Here is a 15597-nt window from a genome sequence, read left to right on the forward strand (position 1 = left end):
GGCCACCATCCGTGGTACGACACGGCGATTCGCCACCTGCTTCGTGTCGGCGGTTGGTCGCCCTCGCTAGGTCTCAGCGGTTCGTCGTCCGATCACTCGGCCCTTGTAGGTATTGCCCTCTTCCGGCTCGTGTTCGGCAGTGGCGTCCTCGGTCCGCGGCGTCCGCCCCAGAACCGCTGGCGCGACCTTGACCGGCTCCCCGATGATCTCCGAGGCGTTGGTGGCATTGGTCAAGTAGCCAGCCGGCGTGTGACCTCGGCGGCCCTCGTTTTGTCCGGCTCCCGCCGCGCCCATCATGCCCATCGGCACCATTCCCGCACGCCCGGCCTGGGCACCACCAGGTGACGACGACGAGAACGCCCCCGCCGGCGATCCTGCAGCCCCCGCGCCCGCTGACACGCCGCCTGCTCCCGGCGCTCCTGCGGTGGGCCCGCCCATCCCCGCGCCGCCCGGGGTTCCGAGGCCCGCCAGTGTGCCTGCGCCTCCCATCCTGGCCGCCCCCGCTCCTGCTCCTGCCGCCGTGGCACCGCTGCCGCCGAGCATCCCTGCGGCGGACCCGAATCCGCGGTCCCGCTGGGTGGTGCCGTTACGGATGCCCCGCGCCCCGGCCGCGCCCCCGCCAGGCCCTGCCGGTTGCCCGGAAGCTCCAGTGACCGGGGCGAACGGTGTGGCGGCGGCGTGAGTCGAGGCGTTCACACCGCCCGCGTTGGCTCCGCCAGGGTTCGCCCCGCCCGCACCCGCCTGGCCAGCGGTTCCCGCTACCGCTCCCCCTCCATCGACTGCACCGCTCCGGGAAGCCAGAAGCGCCTGCTCGGTGGCGGCGTCGGTTGCGGCGGGCAGGCTTGTCGTCGTCGCCCCCATACCGGCGCCTCCACCGACCGCGACGGCCCCTGCCGGGGCAGCCTCTCCTCCGGCGGCGGCGAGTGCGGCCTCACCGGGCGCGGCCGGGCCAGCGGGTCGCACCACCCCGTCTACGTTCCATGCCGACACCAGGTCGAGCCCACTCGCACCACCGAGCGCCGACGTCGACACGACGCGGTACGGGCTGGGGATGTCCAGGTCGGCGAGGTTGGCGTCCATCACGGCGGGGCTGTAGACGGTGTTGACGATCGCCCGCGCCTGCTCTTCGGCCGCGGCCTGAGCGGCGGCCATCGCGGTGGCGGATTCGGGCGTCGGCGGCCCGTGGACGTAGCCGAACCCCGGGGTGTTCACCTGGGAGGCCTGGAGTGAGGCGGATTCCTCGCCGATTCGGGACTTGGTGGTGCTGAAGCCGTTCTCGGCCGTTTCCGCCTTGACCACCACCTGCTCGAGCACGGTGGCCAGCTTGTCGACCGAGTCGGTGAATGACCCCACGGACGTGCTGGCCTGCGCGGCGAACTCGCCCTGCCATTGGCTGCCGAGCGCGTCCCGCAGGCCGCCGTGCAGATCGGCGGCGGCCGACCTGATGCTCGATGCGACGGTGCTGACGCGATCACGAACCTGCTGAAACTGCGCCGGATCCAGAGCTTGCGCCCCAGAGACCATCCTCGCCAGCGGAGCGCCTGACACCTCCTCGGGGCCGACTCGGTCGTACCCGCGCGGCGTGCTGGTCCCGTCGGCGGCGTCGAGCATCGCGATGGTGGATCCGAGTGAACCCATCAGCCCCAGGCTCTGCAGCCCGGCCGGTTCCTGCGCCGCCTTTCCCAAGGCCGCCGCCACCGCCTCGTCCTGCGCCTCGATCAATCCGCCAGCAGCGGCGAAAAGCATTGACATGGCTTTGGCTTGATCCACGTAACCATTCAGCAGCGTTCGGAGATCCTCGCCTGCGAACAGCGAATAGACGGTGCCGATTTGGCGGGCGGTGTCGAAGGCTCCCTCTGTGGATAAGAACTTCTCGTAGCGACCACCCGAAGTAAGCATCCGCACCTTGTCAACAAACTCATCGCACACGCTTTTGCATTGAACCGCCGCGCCAGGGTCGAGGTGAACTGTCATCAAAAATCCCTTTCAGGGAGATGTCTCAGCACTGGAACTATGGCTACTTCCAATACCTCACATGCAGTTGTGAATTGTTCGCCTTTGAAAGAATTAAGAGAATCTATAAGATTGGCATTCACGACTACCGCACCGCGTGATGTGAAGAAGACCAGGTAGCAAGTAGTACCGCTTTCATCGCCTCTATCGCGGGCACGGAGTCCGATCCTTTCTGCGACGGCAGTCCCGGGGTTCACATCGACGAATTCAGTATCCGAAAGGAACTCCTGCTTCGACCTCCAAGTCCCCACGACACCGAAAAGAACCTCATCGTTCTTCCAGCCGCAGGAGAGAAGCTCTCCCGGTCGATCGTTGTAAAGCTCTTCAACCTCCTCAACCGGCCCCCCGACCCCCTGTTCCACCGCCTCGATCGGGATCTCCGCGCACGGGTCGAATAGCGCGGGCCGCTGCTCGATCGGCAGATCCCAGGGATTGCTCGGCGACTCGGTGACGACCGGGCTCGTCGTCGTCGCCTGGTCGCCCCCCTGAACCGACGCGCACCCGGACAGCACCACGCACGCCGCGAGCGCGGCAGCTACTCCTCTGAATGTCCCCACGATCTGTATGACGCCCCGTCGAGCCGAGTGGTTCCACCCGATTCGTGGCGGCACCGCAGGAAAGTCCGACCAGCGATGGAACCGGTCCGCGCCCTGTCCCGTCGTACCTGTTGACGGAACAAAGGTCGCGGGAGGGCAATCGGGTGAGCTATTCGGTGGGCGCGGTGCGGCAGTGGGATACCGGTGGTGTGACGACGGCGAGTCTGGCGACCTCAGGCCGACACGACATTGCCGAGAAATCGCGGGAGGCTCTGTCCCAGGGTCGCCAAAACCTTGCAGCTGGATGGGAGGGCGTCGCCGCGGACGCGGTCCTGGACGCCGCCGATGCCGAGCACCGCCATGTCGCCGCGCTCGCCGGGCACCTCGATGAACTGACCCGGACTCTCGAACAGGCCCGCGACGCGCTCGGCCCCGCGGTGCAGGTGGTCCGCGACCGCCTCTCCCAGGCGCAGACGTGCGGCCTGGTCGTCGTCGAGGACTCCATCTCGCCCGCACCCGGCCGCGACGACATCACCGAGGCCGAAGTCAATGGCCACGCGGAGGCGATAGAGCAGGCGCTCGACGTAGTGGCGTCACTCGACCAGCTCTACGGGGGCCGACTCGACGAGATCGCCACCCGGCTACACGAGGTGATCCCACCGGAGGTCGACAAGGGGCCGATCCCGGGCCCGGACGATCCCTGGCCCGGTGTCGCAGTCGATGCGATCACCAGCGCCATGTCCAATGGCCATCCCAGGTTTGCCGATGAACTCGACCCCCTCACCCGCGGCCGGCACGTGCTCAACCCCGCCCCGGACGACTACGGCCGCCGGGCCAGCGCCGGGTTCCGCTTCGTCGGGAGGGTTGCGGGCCCCCTGGGCACCGGGATGACCTTGTACGACGGCCTGAATCGATACGCCCGTGGCGAAGTCGGCGCCGTCGAGGCCACGGTGGAGACCGGTGGAGCTCTCGGCGGCGGTGCGGTCAGCGGGACGCTGATCGGAGCTTCTGCCGGTTCCTACCTCGGACCGTACGGCGCGCTGGTCGGTGGCGGGATCGGCGCCGCGGCGGGCTCCCCGCTGGGCAAGAAATTCGGCGACCTTGCCTACGAATCCGTGACCCAACACCATGACCTGCTGCTCCGGCAGTATCACTACGCAATCTAGAGAGGACCCCAGGATGAACGACTACCAGGACGGAAGCGAACTCGCGGACGTTGTCGAAGGCGAGGAAACGGGCCTGGACGACGAGGCTGAGCGGAAGCGCCGAGCGAAGCTCGAGCGCCGGGAGAGGAACGTCAGACTGGCGTTCAAATCGGCCTTCAACCCCCACAACGTCACGGTCATCATCGCGTCGTCCGTGGTCTTCTATCTCGCGCTGGCCTGGTTGTTCATCTCGCCGATGATCGAGGCCTTCTGGCCCTGGTAGGGGCGGCCGGGTCGATCGAACCTCCCCTGAACTGCGTCAACGCACCGTGTCGTACCCAGATGATCTAATCGAACACATGAGCGAGAACGGTAATGGTGTCGCGGCGGGTGGCGAGATGGCAGCCATCCTTGCCGCGCTCGATCAGCACCTGCAACGCGACTGGCGAGACACGTCGCCGGCACAGCTGCATTCCGAGCTCGTCGCGCTCGAACAGGCCCAACGCCGGATCCGCGCCACCCAGGCCCGCGTCATGGCCGCGGCCCGAGAATCGGGCACCGCTCGCGAGATGGGCTTCATCAACGACCGCCAGATGCTCACCGGCGGCCTCGGCCTGGCCCCCGGGGAGGCCCGGGGACGGCTCGACGATGCCGGGATCGCCGATTCCGCCCGTATGAGGGCCAGCGGCACCGGCAGGGTGTCGGCCGGGCAGCTGCGGGTCATCGGCAAGGCGCTGGATGCGCTGTCCGATGAGTGTGACGACGAGGTACGCGCCCGCCTGGAACAGCAACTGCTCGCGGCTGCCGAGAAGTCCACCACCCGGCAGTTGCAGGCACACGCGCACCGGCTGCTCGACACCCTGGACCCGGGGCGCACCGAACGCGGGCCCGAGGAGCGGGCACGCCGCAGGTCGGTGTCCTGTGGCGGCCAGGGATTGGATCGGATGGCCAGCGCCAGCATGACCATGGACCCGCAGTTGGCGGCCCTGATGCGCGAGGTACACGCCCGCTGGGGCCAGCCCGGCCGACTGTGGCCCGACCCGGACTCACGAGACACCCGCACCGACGGCCAGAGAATGCACGACGCGATGGTCCACGCCTTGCAGCTGGCTCTGTCCGCCGACGCCCGCAAGACCGGAGCGCCGGCAGCGATCGTCGTGCGCATGAATCTCGACCAGCTCACCACCCTGGCCGGCTGCGGTAAGACCGACGGAGGGATCCGCGTCCCCGTGCCCCAGGCTCTGGCCATGGCGCGCGGGAACCACTGGTTCCTGGCGCTGTGTGACGACGAAATGCAGCTGAAGCTCTACCGCAGCCGCCGAACCGCCTCGCGCTATCAACGGCTCGCATTATTCGCCGCGTACGGAGGCTGCACCCACCCGGACTGCGACCAGGACGCCAGACACTGCGAAGCCCACCACAGCGGGAAACCCTGGTCAGCCGGTGGGCTGACGAACATAGACGAGCTTGCCCTGGCGAGCGGCGACTGCCACGCCATGATCCACGACACCGGCTGGTCCACGGTCCCCGACCGCAATGCACCTCAAGGGGTCAGGTGGATCCCGCCCGCGGGCACAGCGCGGTCCGCTCATCCACCACCGGCCAAGGCCGGACCGCCACCACTGTCACCGCTCGAGGCGCAGATCTTGCCCTTCGCGCTGCTCCACGACCTCGACCGGGCTATCCACGCGCGCCTCGGCGCGGCCAACATCAGCGAGGAGGCCGCGTGACCCCGAGGGCGGTGGGGCGCTGTCTAGATGGGCAGGGTGGTGTCCGAGATGGCGAAGTCGCGGAGCCAATCGATGAACAGGGCCCAGGCTCCGGAGAGCAACAGCAGGCCCACGATGATCAGCATGACGCCGCCGAACACCTGGATGGCGCGGGTGTGCTTCTGCAGCCACCCGACGGTCCGCATCGCCCAGGTGGAGCCGAAGGCCACCAACACGAACGGCAACCCCAGACCCAGGCAGTACGCCACGATCAGCAGCACGCCTCGGGCCGCGTCGACACCCGTGCCCGCGGCCACCGAGAGCGCCGCGGCCAACGTCGGTCCGAGGCACGGCGTCCAACCCAACGCGAACACGGCGCCCAGCATCGGGGCGCCGACCCACGTCGAGAGCGCCTTGGGCTGCATGCGCGTATCCCGCTGCAGGGTGGGCACCAAGCCGATAAAGACGAGCCCCATCATGATCGTCACCACACCGCCGAGACGCTGCAGAAGCTCCTGCTGCGGCGCCAGGTACTGCACGGTGCCCAGCACCATGGCGCTGAGCGCCACGAACACCACGGTGAAGCCGCCCACGAACAGCAGCGATGCCACCACCACCCGCGTGCGCGAGGCACGGCGGGTACGGCGTTCGTCCACGGTCAGGGTCGCCGTGGCGGCTCGCTGGCGTTCGGCGGCGGCCACGGTGACCGGGGGACGGTCGGCGCCCACCACGCTGGCCAGGTACGCCACGTAGCCGGGCACCAGCGGGATCACGCACGGCGAGGCGAAGGACACGAGCCCCGCCAGGACGCAGGCGCCCAGCGCCAACAGGATCGGGCCGCTGGCCACGGTCTGCTGGAATGTCTCTCCCACGCTCTGCGCGAGAATGATCATCTCCGGGTTCACACCGGCTCGACCTCCTCGGCCAGGATCGCGGACACGGTGTCCCGCAGACTGTCGTCGGTGATCTCCGCCAGGTACACGGCGGCAACCCGGTGCTGCTTGTCCAGGATGATCGTCGCCGGCACCACGGACGTCGGGAAGCCGCGCAGAGCGGCCACCGCGGCGTTGCTCGGATCCCAGATCGAGGGGAACGTGATGCCGTTGTCCTCCACGAAGTCGACGGGTTTCTGCCGGTTGGGGTCACGCAGGTTGATGCCGAACACGGTGGCGCCCTGTGGCTCGAACTCCTCCTGCAGCCGCTGCAGGTCGTCGGACTCGGCGCGGCACGGGCCGCACCACTGGCCCCACAGGTTCAGGATCACGACCTGCCCCTCGAAGTCCTCCTGGACGTTGAGAGTGCGGTCGGGGTCCAGCAGGTCCGGGCCGGTCAGTGTGGCGACGGGTTTGCGCTCGGCAGGGGGGTCGTAGTGGATCTCGAGCTGACCGTCCGGGCTGACGAACTCGAACGTCTCGGGGCCCGTCACCACGGCGTCGGTGCCGGTCGCGCACGCACCGGTGACCAGGGCGCCCGCGAGGAGCAAGGCACCGAGGGCCGCCTTGGGGCGTCGCATGGTTCAGGCTCCCGTCTGCGACGGGTCGGACGCACCCGCCGGCTCGGAGTAGACGATGTCGCGCAGCGTGGTGCCCTCGAAGACCAGAGAGGTGATCGAGGCCAGCGAGCACTGCCGCGACCGGGGGTCGTGCCACAGTCGCCGACCTTCGAGGAACCGACGCGTCGTGTACACGGGCAACTGGTGGCTCACCAGGACCGCCTCGTGGCCGCGGGCGGCATCGAGCGTGGAGTAGACGGCACCGATCATCCGGTGCGCGATCTGCAGGTACGGCTCACCCCACGACGGCCGCAGCGGGTTGATCAGGATCGGCCAGTACTGGGGGTTGCGCAGCGCGCCGCCCCGGCCGCCGACCTTGTTGCCTTCGAAGCGGTTGTCTGCCTCGATGATGTCGGCGTCGATCCCCACCGGCAGGCCCAGCGCCTCGGCCAGCGGGGCAGCGGTCTCCTGGGCGCGCTGCAGCGGCGAGGCCACGATCGACACGATGTCGTGCCCCTGCCCGAGCGTGCGGGCGACGGTCTCGGCCTGGCTGCGCCCCAGCTCGGAGAGCCGGAAGCCCGGCAGGCGGCCGTACAGCACGCCCTCCGGGTTGTGCACCTCCCCGTGTCGGACCAGGTGGACGATGGTCTGCGTCTCGGTCCCGCGCGCCGACGAGTCACGAGGTGCCGACGACGACGACGACGAGACCGGCTCGCCCGGAGCGGAGATCGTCCCCGGCTCTGCCCCGTACGCCTCGGCCCCCTCCTGCTGCTGCGGGGTGGAGACCTCCGCCGGGCGCGCGGAGGCCGCGGACCCGCCCAGCGACGGCGGCGCCTCGGCGGGTGCGGGGTGCTCTCCACGAAGGGGTATCGGCAATGAGGTGGGGCCCGTCGACGGGACGTCGAGACGCCCGCGCAGCCCTCGACCGCGCAGCCCGCCCCCTGACCGGCTCATCGGGTGGCCTCCGGGGCGGACGCGGCGGCAGCGGCCTCGGCGGCCACGGGCAGGGAATCCGAGAGGTGCTGGAAGTCGTCGTCGGTGAGCGCGGTGGAGACGAACCAGGTCTCGAAGGCGCTCGGCGGAGCGTAGATGCCGCGGTCGAGCAGGGTGTTGAAGAACGGGGCGTACCGGAACGTCTCGGCGGCCTTGGCCCCGGCGTAGTCGGTGACCTGCTGGTCGGTGAAGAACACGCTGAGCATGGTCCCGGCCCGCTGGATGGTGTGCGCCACCCCCGCGGCCTGCAGGGCGTTGCTCAGCAGTGCCTCGAGGCGGTCCGCGTTGGTCTGCAGCGTGTAGTAGCAGGAGTGGTCGGCCAGCCGGAGCGAGGCGAGGCCCGCCGCCACCGCCACGGGGTTACCCGACAGCGTGCCCGCCTGGTAGACGGGCCCGGCGGGAGCGAGGGCGGACATCACGTCGGCGCGGCCACCGAACGCGGCGGCGGGCAGGCCGCCGGACATGACCTTGCCGAAGGTGGTCAGGTCGCCGGCCACGCCGTCGATCCCCCACCAACCGCGGTCGCCGGCCCGGAAGCCGGTCATGACCTCGTCCATCACCAGCAGCGCACCGTTCTCGGAGCACAGGGTGCGCAGTTCCTCGTTGAAGCCGGGCAGCGGCGGGACGGTGCCCATGTTGCCGGCGGCCGCCTCGGTGATCACGCAGGCGATCTCGCTGCCGTGGTTGGCAAAGACCAGGCGGGCCGCCTCGACGTCGTTGTACGGCAGCACGATCGTGTCGTGGGCGCTCGCACCGGTCACGCCGGGCGAGTCGGGCAGGGAGAAGGTCGCGACGCCCGACCCCGCGTCGGCCAGCAGCGCGTCCACGTGACCGTGGTAGCAGCCGGAGAACTTGACCACCTTGGACCGGCCCGTGAACCCACGCGCCAGGCGCACCGCGCTCATGGTGGCCTCGGTACCGGAGTTGACCAGGCGCACCTCCTCGACGGAGGTCCGCCCCACGATCTCGCGGGCCAGGTCGACCTCGCCCTCGGTGGGGGTGCCGAAGCTCAGACCGCGGGTGGCGGTGTCCCGCACGGCCTCGACGATCGCGGGGTGGGCGTGACCGTGGATCATCGGGCCCCAGGAGCAGACCAGGTCGATGTAGGTGTTGCCGTCGACGTCCGTCATGCGGGAACCCCGCGCTTCACGCATGAAACGCGGGGTTCCGCCGACGGAGTTAAAGGCGCGGACCGGGGAGTTGACCCCGCCAGGGATCAGCTCACAGGCCTCGGCGAAGAGCTCGGCCGATCGGGTGGTGCCGGACAGGCCGGACGGGGTCGGGAAGGCATCGCTCGCAGACGTCACCCGTCCAGTGTCTCAAAGACCGGCCGTGAGTACCCCTTCGCGGTGTCAGCCCTGCGGCGGGGCGGGCTGTACGTGCGGTGCGAACATCGCCTTGACGGCGGTGTCGACCTGCCCGGCCACGTCCTGCAGAGCCTTCTCGGCCTGCTGGTGCAGCTCCTGCGGGGTGGGCAGCGGGGCCGGAGCCGGGATCACCGGCGCGGGGGCTGGCGCTGCGACGGGGGCGGCCGGGGCCGCCACGGACCCCGTCACGGGGGCGGGCGCGGCGGCAGCCCCTGCGTCACGATGGGTGCCGTACCAGTCGTCGGCACCGGCGACAGGGGCGGACATGCCCTGCTGCGCGGCGGCCGCACGCTCGGCCTGACCCCACCTGGGCAGCGGTTCCGGCGAGGGCTTGCCCTCGATGTGGCCCGGGGTGGCGGCGCCGGTCTCGAGGAACTCCATCACCACGGCGTCGACGGCCGCGTTTCCGGTGCGGAAGGTCCCGTGCTGGCCACCGCCGACCACGACCAGCGTTCCGTCGAGCGTCTCGACGACCCGGTGGGCGCCGGCGATCGGGGTGACGGCGTCGTTCTCCGAGTGCAGCACGAGCGGCTTCTGGTCGAGCGCGTCGCCGTTCGGCTGGATGGTCCGCGCGACCGGGGCCCAGCCCACGCAGTCGTCGCCGGCAGCCTCGGCCGCGGCGCGGGTGGTGAGCTTGTTACCGCCCGTGTACCGGTCCGCCTTGGCAGCCATGACGCCCAGCTCGTTGGACGGCGAGGCGGTCTCGTTGCACGTGATGATCGAGTTCATCTCGATGTCGGTGCGGAAGACCGGCGAGCGGCTCTCCTGCGCGGCGACGATCCGGGCCGCGGTCGGGTAGTCGACGCGGGCGATGTTGCCACCGTCGTTGTAGTACTTGAGCATGTGCGCCAGCATCGGCCACGCCTGCTCGGAGTACGTCGCGCCCACAGTGGCGTCGTACAGCCCGGTGGTGGCGTTGTTGGTCAGACCCTGCAACGCGACGGCACGGCCGAAGCCCTCGACGCGCGCGAGGGTGGGCGCAGTTCCGTTGATCGTGTCGATCGCGGGCCGCTCGAGCGCGGTGCCCCGCAGCTCGACGGGCAGGTCGCGGGTCTCGGCCGGCGGCGGGGTGAGGTTGGCGGGGCCCCCCACCTCCTGGTCGGTGACCCACTTCCAGGAGTGGAACACCTTGAGCGGGGTGTCCCCGAGTCCGTAGTAGTCGTCGCGCTCGGCGATCCACGCGAAGATGTCGTTCAGCCGCCGCTCCTGGGCCAGCGCGCCCTGCTCGGCCTGCTGGGACCACCGCCAGTCGGGGTGGGTGTTGGAGTCCAACACCATGCGGCCGGTCTGCTCGGGGAACAGAGTGGCGAAGTCGGTGCCGATCGCCGTTCCGTAGGACACGCCCACGTAGTCGATCTCGGCGAGCCCGAGCGATTCGCGGACGGCGTTCATGTCGCGGGCGGCGTTTTCGGTGGTGAACGAGGCCATGTAGGCCGGGTCGGTTCCAAAGCACGCGTCGTGCAGAGCATTGGCGGTGGTGGGGCCGACAAAGGCGACATCACAGGTCATCGGGTTGGAGCCGTACAGACCGCGGGGCTGCACGGCCACGAGATCGTGGTTCTCGTACAGGCCGGCGGGCGCAGTGCCGTCGAAGGCGGGGCTCCAGAAGTTGAGCGCGTAGTTGCCGGGGCCGCCGGGGTTGCCGAAGACGGCCGACCGGGCCTGCCCGGAGGAGGCCTTGATGCGGGTCAGCGCGACCTCGGTCTTGGCGCCGTCGGGCGCGGTGTAGTCGACGGGGACCTCGACGGTCCCGCACTCGAGTCCGGCCGGCACGTACTCGGCCTCGACCCCGAGCATCTCCGTACAGTCCTGCCACTGGACCGGGGCGGCGGCAGCCACTCCCGTCCCAAGAAGTGCGATCGCCCCGACGACCGCGGTGGTGCCAACGAAAGTGCTAGACGGCTGCACCGATCCCCGATTCCATGTTCTGTAGATGACTGCCATACAAATCGGACGCCGCGACCACTCAAGTTCACGAGCGTCACAAGCGTCCGAACCGCTCCAAATGTAGCCTGCGGCAGGGGCCCCGAAGTACCAACTCGCACCGACACAGGGAACCGTCATCCGATCGTTACCGCGCGCGTGGCCGGGGGTGAAAAACTGCAGGCAGAAGTAGATATATCACGGTCCCTGCCGGGAGCGACGCCCCAGAACGGCGAGCGTCGTCGACACCATCGCGAGGCCGGCCGACAGTGTCGCCGCCAGCAGCAGCCAGGGCTCGGTGTAGGTCCGCAGGATCACACCCTCGACGGGCGGGTCGACCACCGGCGGCCGGACGGCCACCAGGTCGCGCGACAGCCACCACAACACCACCGCCAGGACCGCCGCGGTGACGGCCAGCACGGCGTGGCGCCGGGCGGTCACGCCGGGTCCGCGGCGGTGCCCATGCCGGTGTCAGTGCCAGTGCCGGTGTCAGTACTGGTGCCAGTGCCGGTGTCAGTACCGCTGTCGGTACCCGGGCCGGTGCCGACGGAGCGGACCGCGGCCTCGAGGGCGGCGTGCAGGGCGGCGGGGTCGCGGGTCCAGGCCCGGACCTCGCCACCGGTGTCCAGACGTAGTCCCACCGATCGCCTGCGGCGCGGGACCTCGCGAAGCTCCCCCAGGGTGCGGGCGGTCTCCCACGACGCCTCGGGGCGGCCGTCACCGGGCAGCGGCAGAACCTCCTCGATGCGGTCCAGCTCGAGTTCCTCGGTTCCCTGGATGTACGTGTTCGGGGTGAGCCGGACGCGGCCGTGGACGCGGGTGGCGGCGATCATCACGCCGTGGCACATCGCCGAGGCGACCGCGCAGACGGTGAGCATGAGCCAGTGGACGGGAGCGCCGGTGGCCAGCTCGAACACTGCGGCGCTGGCACAGAAGAGCGGCGCGGCGAAGATCCACGCCCAGCTCCACCCGTCCTCCGCGAAGAGGACGGGGCCCTCGGGTTCCAGCCCGGGCCGCTCGGGTTCACTCGCCGGCACGCGCACCGCCGCCGGTCGTGAACTTCATGGCCTCGGCGGTGTGCTGGCGCCACACGGCGGTCGCGGCGCACAGCCCCGCGAGGATCTGGAGCGAGATGACGATAAAGGTGACGACCTCGCCACGCTCCCCCGCCACGGCGACGCCGCCGAACACACCGATCACCACGGAGACCGCGTCCACCACGAGGAAGATCGCGACGATGTCGAGCATCGTCCGGGCCCAGCCCTTGCCCGCCCGCAGCCGATAGGCCAGCCACACGGTCACAACGGAGACGAGCACCGCCAGGACCGCACCCACGATCCGGGCCATGCCGAACAGCACCTCGACGGAGATGTCCGTGGACCCGGCGGTCTCGACGGCGTCGCGGAAGGCGTCACGCGTGGCCACGGGCAGGTCACCGAACCGGGAGGTGGCGGCGTTGAGCAGCATCCCGATCAGAGCGAACCCGGTGGCGGCGAGCCACAGGCCCCAGGCCGAGTGGACGTCGTCGGGCACCGGTCCCGCGGGGCCCTCCGGCCGACCGTCGGCGCGCTCGGACATGCCGTCGGTCCGATCGGGTGGCCCGTTGGTCCCCTCGGTCTGGCCGTTGGTCCGCTCGGGAGGGCGCCACGGCCCGTTGCTGGTCACCGGGAGCCCCACCCGTCGGCGAGGAGGCGTGCGGCGTGCAGCGCCCAGTAGGTCAGGACGATGTCCGCGCCGGCGCGGCGGATCGAGGTCAGCGACTCCATCACCGCCGGGTCGTGGTCGATCCACCCGCGTTCGGCGGCGGCGGAGATCATCGCGTACTCGCCGGAGACCTGGTAGGCGGCCACGGGTACGTCCGAGATCTCGGCGGTCTGGCGCAGCACGTCGAGGTAGGACATGGCGGGCTTGACCATCACCATGTCGGCGCCCTCGTCCAGGTCCAACCGGACCTCGCGCAGCGACTCGCGCAGGTTGGCGGGGTCCTGCTGGTAGGTGCGCCGGTCGCCGCGCAGAGAGGATCCGACGGCCTCGCGGAACGGCCCGTAGAACGCGCTGGCGTATTTGGCGCTGTACGCCAGTACCGCTACGTCCTGGTAGCCCTCGCGGTCCAGCGCCTCACGGATGGCGACGATCTGGCCGTCCATCATCCCGCTCGGCCCCACCACGTGGGCGCCGGCGGCGGCCTGGGCCACGGCGAGATCGTTGTAGGCGGCCAGGGTGGCGTCATTGTCGACGATCTGCTCGCCGCGCGGGTCGGTGCCGAGGACGCCACAGTGGCCGTGGTCGGTGAACTCGTCGAGGCAGGTGTCGGCCATCACCACCAGGTCGTCGCCCACCTCCTCGCGCACTGCGGTGAGTGCGCGGTTGAGGATGCCGTCGGCCGCCGCCCCGCAACTCCCGGTGGCGTCCTTGTCCGCGTCGAGCGGGACGCCGAACAGCATGATCCCGCCGAGTCCCGCCTCGGCGGCGGCGACGGCCTCCCGGCGCAGCGAGTCGACCGTGTGCTGCACGACCCCGGGCAGCGAGGAGATGGCGTGCGGCTCGTCGAGGCCGTCGGCGACGAACACCGGCAGGACGAGCTGCCGCGGGGCGAGCGTGGTCTCGGCGACGAGCCTGCGCATCGCCGGCGTCGAACGCAGCCGTCGCGGGCGCACCAGTGGTGCCGGAACGGAAGCGGTGTCGGTCTCACGCGAAGTGGTCACGGGCTCCACTGTACGAAAGACGCCGGTGGCGCGGTGCGGCGCAGGTCGGTATCAGCGACGCCGGGCGCGACGACGCGGGGGCGGCAGCTCTCCGGCCTCACGCAGCTGGTCGGCGTGTGCGGCGAGCGCGTCCACCAGATCCAGCACCGACGCGTTCTCCGGCTGCACGTCCACGCGCAGTCCGAACTCGACGGCGGTCTCGGCGGTGCGCGGGCCGATGCAGGCGATCAACGTGCGGGCGTGCGGCTTGCCGGCGATCCCCACGAGGTTGCGGACCGTGGAGGAGCTGGTGAAGCACACGGCGTCGAACCCGCCGCTCTTGATCATCTCCCGGATCTCGGCGGCCGGCGGGGCCGCGCGGACGGTGCGGTACGCGGTGACGTCCTCGATCTCCCAGCCACGGCCGGTCAGGCCCTCGGCGAGGGTCTCGGTGGCGATGTCGGCGCGCGGCAGCAGGACCCGGTTGACGGGGTCCAGGACGTCGTCGTACGGCGGGAAGACCTCGAGCAGGCCCTGGCTGGACTGCTCGCCCGACGGCAGCAGCTCGGGCTGGATGCCCAGCTCGCGGACGCGCTCCGCGGTGCCCTCGCCGACGCAGGCGATCTTGACCCCGGAGAACGCGCGCGCGTCCAGACCGAACTCGCAGAACTTCTCCCACACCGCGCGGACGGCGTTGGAGGAGGTGAACACGACCCACTGGTAGCGGCCGTCGACCAGACCCTTGACGGCCCGCTCCATCTGGGCGGGGCTGCGCGGCGGCTCGACGGCGATGGTGGGGACCTCCACCGGGACGGCGCCGTGCTCGGCGATCCGCTCGCTCATCTCGGCGGACTGGGCCTTGGTGCGGGGCACGAGCACGTTCCAGCCGAACATGGCGCGCGACTCCCACCACTGGTGACGGTGGCGCTCGCCGGCGGACTTGCCGATGGTCACCACGAGGTCACCGTCCATCTCGCGCCCGACCTCGGCCATAGTGGCCAGGGTACCGTCGGCGGACTTCTGGGCACAGAGCGAACCGGCGCAGGTCACGGTGACCGGGGTCGCCGCCGCCAGGCCCTGCTCGGCCAGCCCGGAGGCGGCCTCGGCGAGGTGCCGGCCGGTAGTGCGCAGGACGATCGGGCCGGGCGAGTTGACCAGGGAGGCCCAGTCCACCTTGCCGCGGCCGTCGGCGAACACGTACCCGGACCCCAGCGCGATGCCGGCGAACGCGGGCACGGCGGTGGCCTCGGCGACACCCGGCACGACCTCGAACGACACCACGGTGCGTCCGACGGCCGCGATCTCGGTGACGGTGGCGTCGGTGGTCATGGGGTCACCGGTGACCAGCCGCACCACGTCGTGGCCCTTCTTGGCCTCGGCGACGAGTTGCTTGGCCACGGCGGCGGGCTCACCCAGGACGGGACGCACGTCCGCGGCGGTGGGCGCCGGCAGGGTCTTGAGACGCTTGATCTCCGCCTTGTCCTCGGCGGCGACGGCGGCGTCCATCTCGGCGCGGCGCGCGTCGAGCAGGTCCTCCGGGACCGGGACGTCGCCTGCGACGAGCGCGAGCACCTCGGTGGAGACGTCGGCGTCGGCGAAGACCAACGCGTTACCGGCGAGGACCTCACGGGCCCTGCAGGTGAGCATCCCCGCGTTGCCTGGACCGCCGCCGACGAAGCGGACGGTTCCGGGGCGGGTGGTGCGTGCTCGAGTCATTGTTCGTCTCTCCGTGGGG

General features: G+C 70.5%; 15 protein-coding genes. 3 read left to right on the forward strand and 12 right to left on the reverse strand.

Features of this window, described 5'->3' with window-relative positions:
* Nucleotides 1-66: 66 nt before the first annotated feature.
* Together A6048_RS14315 and A6048_RS14320 are read right to left on the reverse strand one after the other, a co-directional pair.
* Nucleotides 67-1899: a WXG100 family type VII secretion target gene (locus A6048_RS14315; protein WP_146166322.1), complete on the reverse strand. Its 1833-nt coding sequence runs from the start codon at nt 1897-1899 to the stop codon at nt 67-69.
* Between the two features lie 74 nt (nt 1900-1973).
* Complete coding sequence (locus A6048_RS14320; protein WP_159110334.1) at nt 1974-2570, reverse strand: DUF3558 family protein; 597 nt, start codon at nt 2568-2570, stop codon at nt 1974-1976.
* A 143-nt stretch (nt 2571-2713) separates the two neighbouring features.
* On the opposite strand from A6048_RS14320, the gene A6048_RS14325 reads away from it, so the two are divergent.
* From A6048_RS14325 to A6048_RS14335, 3 genes are all read left to right on the forward strand, one after another.
* Complete coding sequence (locus A6048_RS14325; protein WP_107745704.1) at nt 2714-3715, forward strand: hypothetical protein; 1002 nt, start codon at nt 2714-2716, stop codon at nt 3713-3715.
* A gap of 13 nt (nt 3716-3728) precedes the next feature.
* Nucleotides 3729-3977, forward strand: a complete 249-nt coding sequence (locus tag A6048_RS14330) for a hypothetical protein (protein WP_107745702.1) — start codon at nt 3729-3731, stop codon at nt 3975-3977.
* Nucleotides 3978-4053: 76 nt separating this feature from the next.
* Nucleotides 4054-5424 (forward strand): HNH endonuclease signature motif containing protein, encoded by a 1371-nt coding sequence (locus A6048_RS14335; RefSeq protein ID WP_107745700.1) that lies wholly within the window; start codon nt 4054-4056, stop codon nt 5422-5424.
* Nucleotides 5425-5447: 23 nt separating this feature from the next.
* On the opposite strand, the gene A6048_RS14340 is transcribed toward A6048_RS14335, so the two are convergent.
* From A6048_RS14340 to A6048_RS14385, 10 genes are all read right to left on the reverse strand, one after another.
* Nucleotides 5448-6308 (reverse strand): cytochrome c biogenesis CcdA family protein, encoded by an 861-nt coding sequence (locus tag A6048_RS14340; RefSeq protein ID WP_107745698.1) that lies wholly within the window; start codon nt 6306-6308, stop codon nt 5448-5450.
* Entirely contained in the window at nt 6305-6916 is a 612-nt protein-coding gene (locus tag A6048_RS14345) for a TlpA family protein disulfide reductase (RefSeq protein ID WP_107745696.1), read from the reverse strand. The genes A6048_RS14340 and A6048_RS14345 overlap by 4 nt, the downstream gene beginning before the upstream one ends.
* Before the next feature lie 3 nt (nt 6917-6919).
* On the reverse strand, nt 6920-7849 hold the full coding sequence (locus tag A6048_RS14350; RefSeq protein ID WP_107745694.1) for a histidine phosphatase family protein: 930 nt from the start codon (nt 7847-7849) through the stop codon (nt 6920-6922).
* Entirely contained in the window at nt 7846-9195 is a 1350-nt protein-coding gene (hemL, locus tag A6048_RS14355; protein ID WP_412523685.1) for a glutamate-1-semialdehyde 2,1-aminomutase, read from the reverse strand. Before hemL ends, A6048_RS14350 begins: the two co-directional genes overlap by 4 nt.
* A 45-nt stretch (nt 9196-9240) precedes the next feature.
* The gene (locus tag A6048_RS14360; RefSeq protein ID WP_107745692.1) at nt 9241-11094 is read right to left on the reverse strand and encodes an alpha/beta fold hydrolase; all 1854 of its coding nucleotides are present in this window, start codon (nt 11092-11094) and stop codon (nt 9241-9243) included.
* A 282-nt stretch (nt 11095-11376) separates the two neighbouring features.
* On the reverse strand, nt 11377-11619 hold the full coding sequence (locus A6048_RS14365) for a hypothetical protein (RefSeq protein WP_107745690.1): 243 nt from the start codon (nt 11617-11619) through the stop codon (nt 11377-11379).
* Complete coding sequence (locus A6048_RS14370) at nt 11616-12215, reverse strand: hypothetical protein (RefSeq protein WP_235027351.1); 600 nt, start codon at nt 12213-12215, stop codon at nt 11616-11618. The genes A6048_RS14365 and A6048_RS14370 overlap by 4 nt, the downstream gene beginning before the upstream one ends.
* Entirely contained in the window at nt 12202-12843 is a 642-nt protein-coding gene (locus tag A6048_RS14375; protein WP_107746606.1) for a hypothetical protein, read from the reverse strand. Before A6048_RS14375 ends, A6048_RS14370 begins: the two co-directional genes overlap by 14 nt.
* Nucleotides 12840-13883 carry a porphobilinogen synthase gene (gene hemB / locus A6048_RS14380; RefSeq protein ID WP_107745688.1) on the reverse strand — a complete coding sequence of 348 codons (1044 nt, stop codon included), beginning with the start codon at nt 13881-13883 and terminating at the stop codon, nt 12840-12842. The genes A6048_RS14375 and hemB overlap by 4 nt, the downstream gene beginning before the upstream one ends.
* A 51-nt stretch (nt 13884-13934) precedes the next feature.
* The gene (locus tag A6048_RS14385) at nt 13935-15578 is read right to left on the reverse strand and encodes a bifunctional uroporphyrinogen-III C-methyltransferase/uroporphyrinogen-III synthase (protein WP_107745686.1); all 1644 of its coding nucleotides are present in this window, start codon (nt 15576-15578) and stop codon (nt 13935-13937) included.
* Between the last annotated feature and the right edge of the window lie 19 nt (nt 15579-15597).

Origin of the sequence: Dietzia psychralcaliphila (genome assembly GCF_003096095.1) — a bacterium.
Lineage (GTDB): Bacteria > Actinomycetota > Actinomycetes > Mycobacteriales > Mycobacteriaceae > Dietzia > Dietzia psychralcaliphila.

Coding starts and splice junctions, on each gene's coding strand:
- A6048_RS14385 (WP_107745686.1), bottom strand. CDS start 15,578: ATGACTCGAGCACGCACCACCCGCCCCGGAACCGTCCGCTTCGTCGGC.
- A6048_RS14350 (WP_107745694.1), bottom strand. CDS start 7,849: ATGAGCCGGTCAGGGGGCGGGCTGCGCGGTCGAGGGCTGCGCGGGCGT.
- A6048_RS14335 (WP_107745700.1), top strand. CDS start 4,054: ATGAGCGAGAACGGTAATGGTGTCGCGGCGGGTGGCGAGATGGCAGCC.
- A6048_RS14330 (WP_107745702.1), top strand. CDS start 3,729: ATGAACGACTACCAGGACGGAAGCGAACTCGCGGACGTTGTCGAAGGC.
- A6048_RS14345 (WP_107745696.1), bottom strand. CDS start 6,916: ATGCGACGCCCCAAGGCGGCCCTCGGTGCCTTGCTCCTCGCGGGCGCC.
- A6048_RS14315 (WP_146166322.1), bottom strand. CDS start 1,899: ATGCTTACTTCGGGTGGTCGCTACGAGAAGTTCTTATCCACAGAGGGA.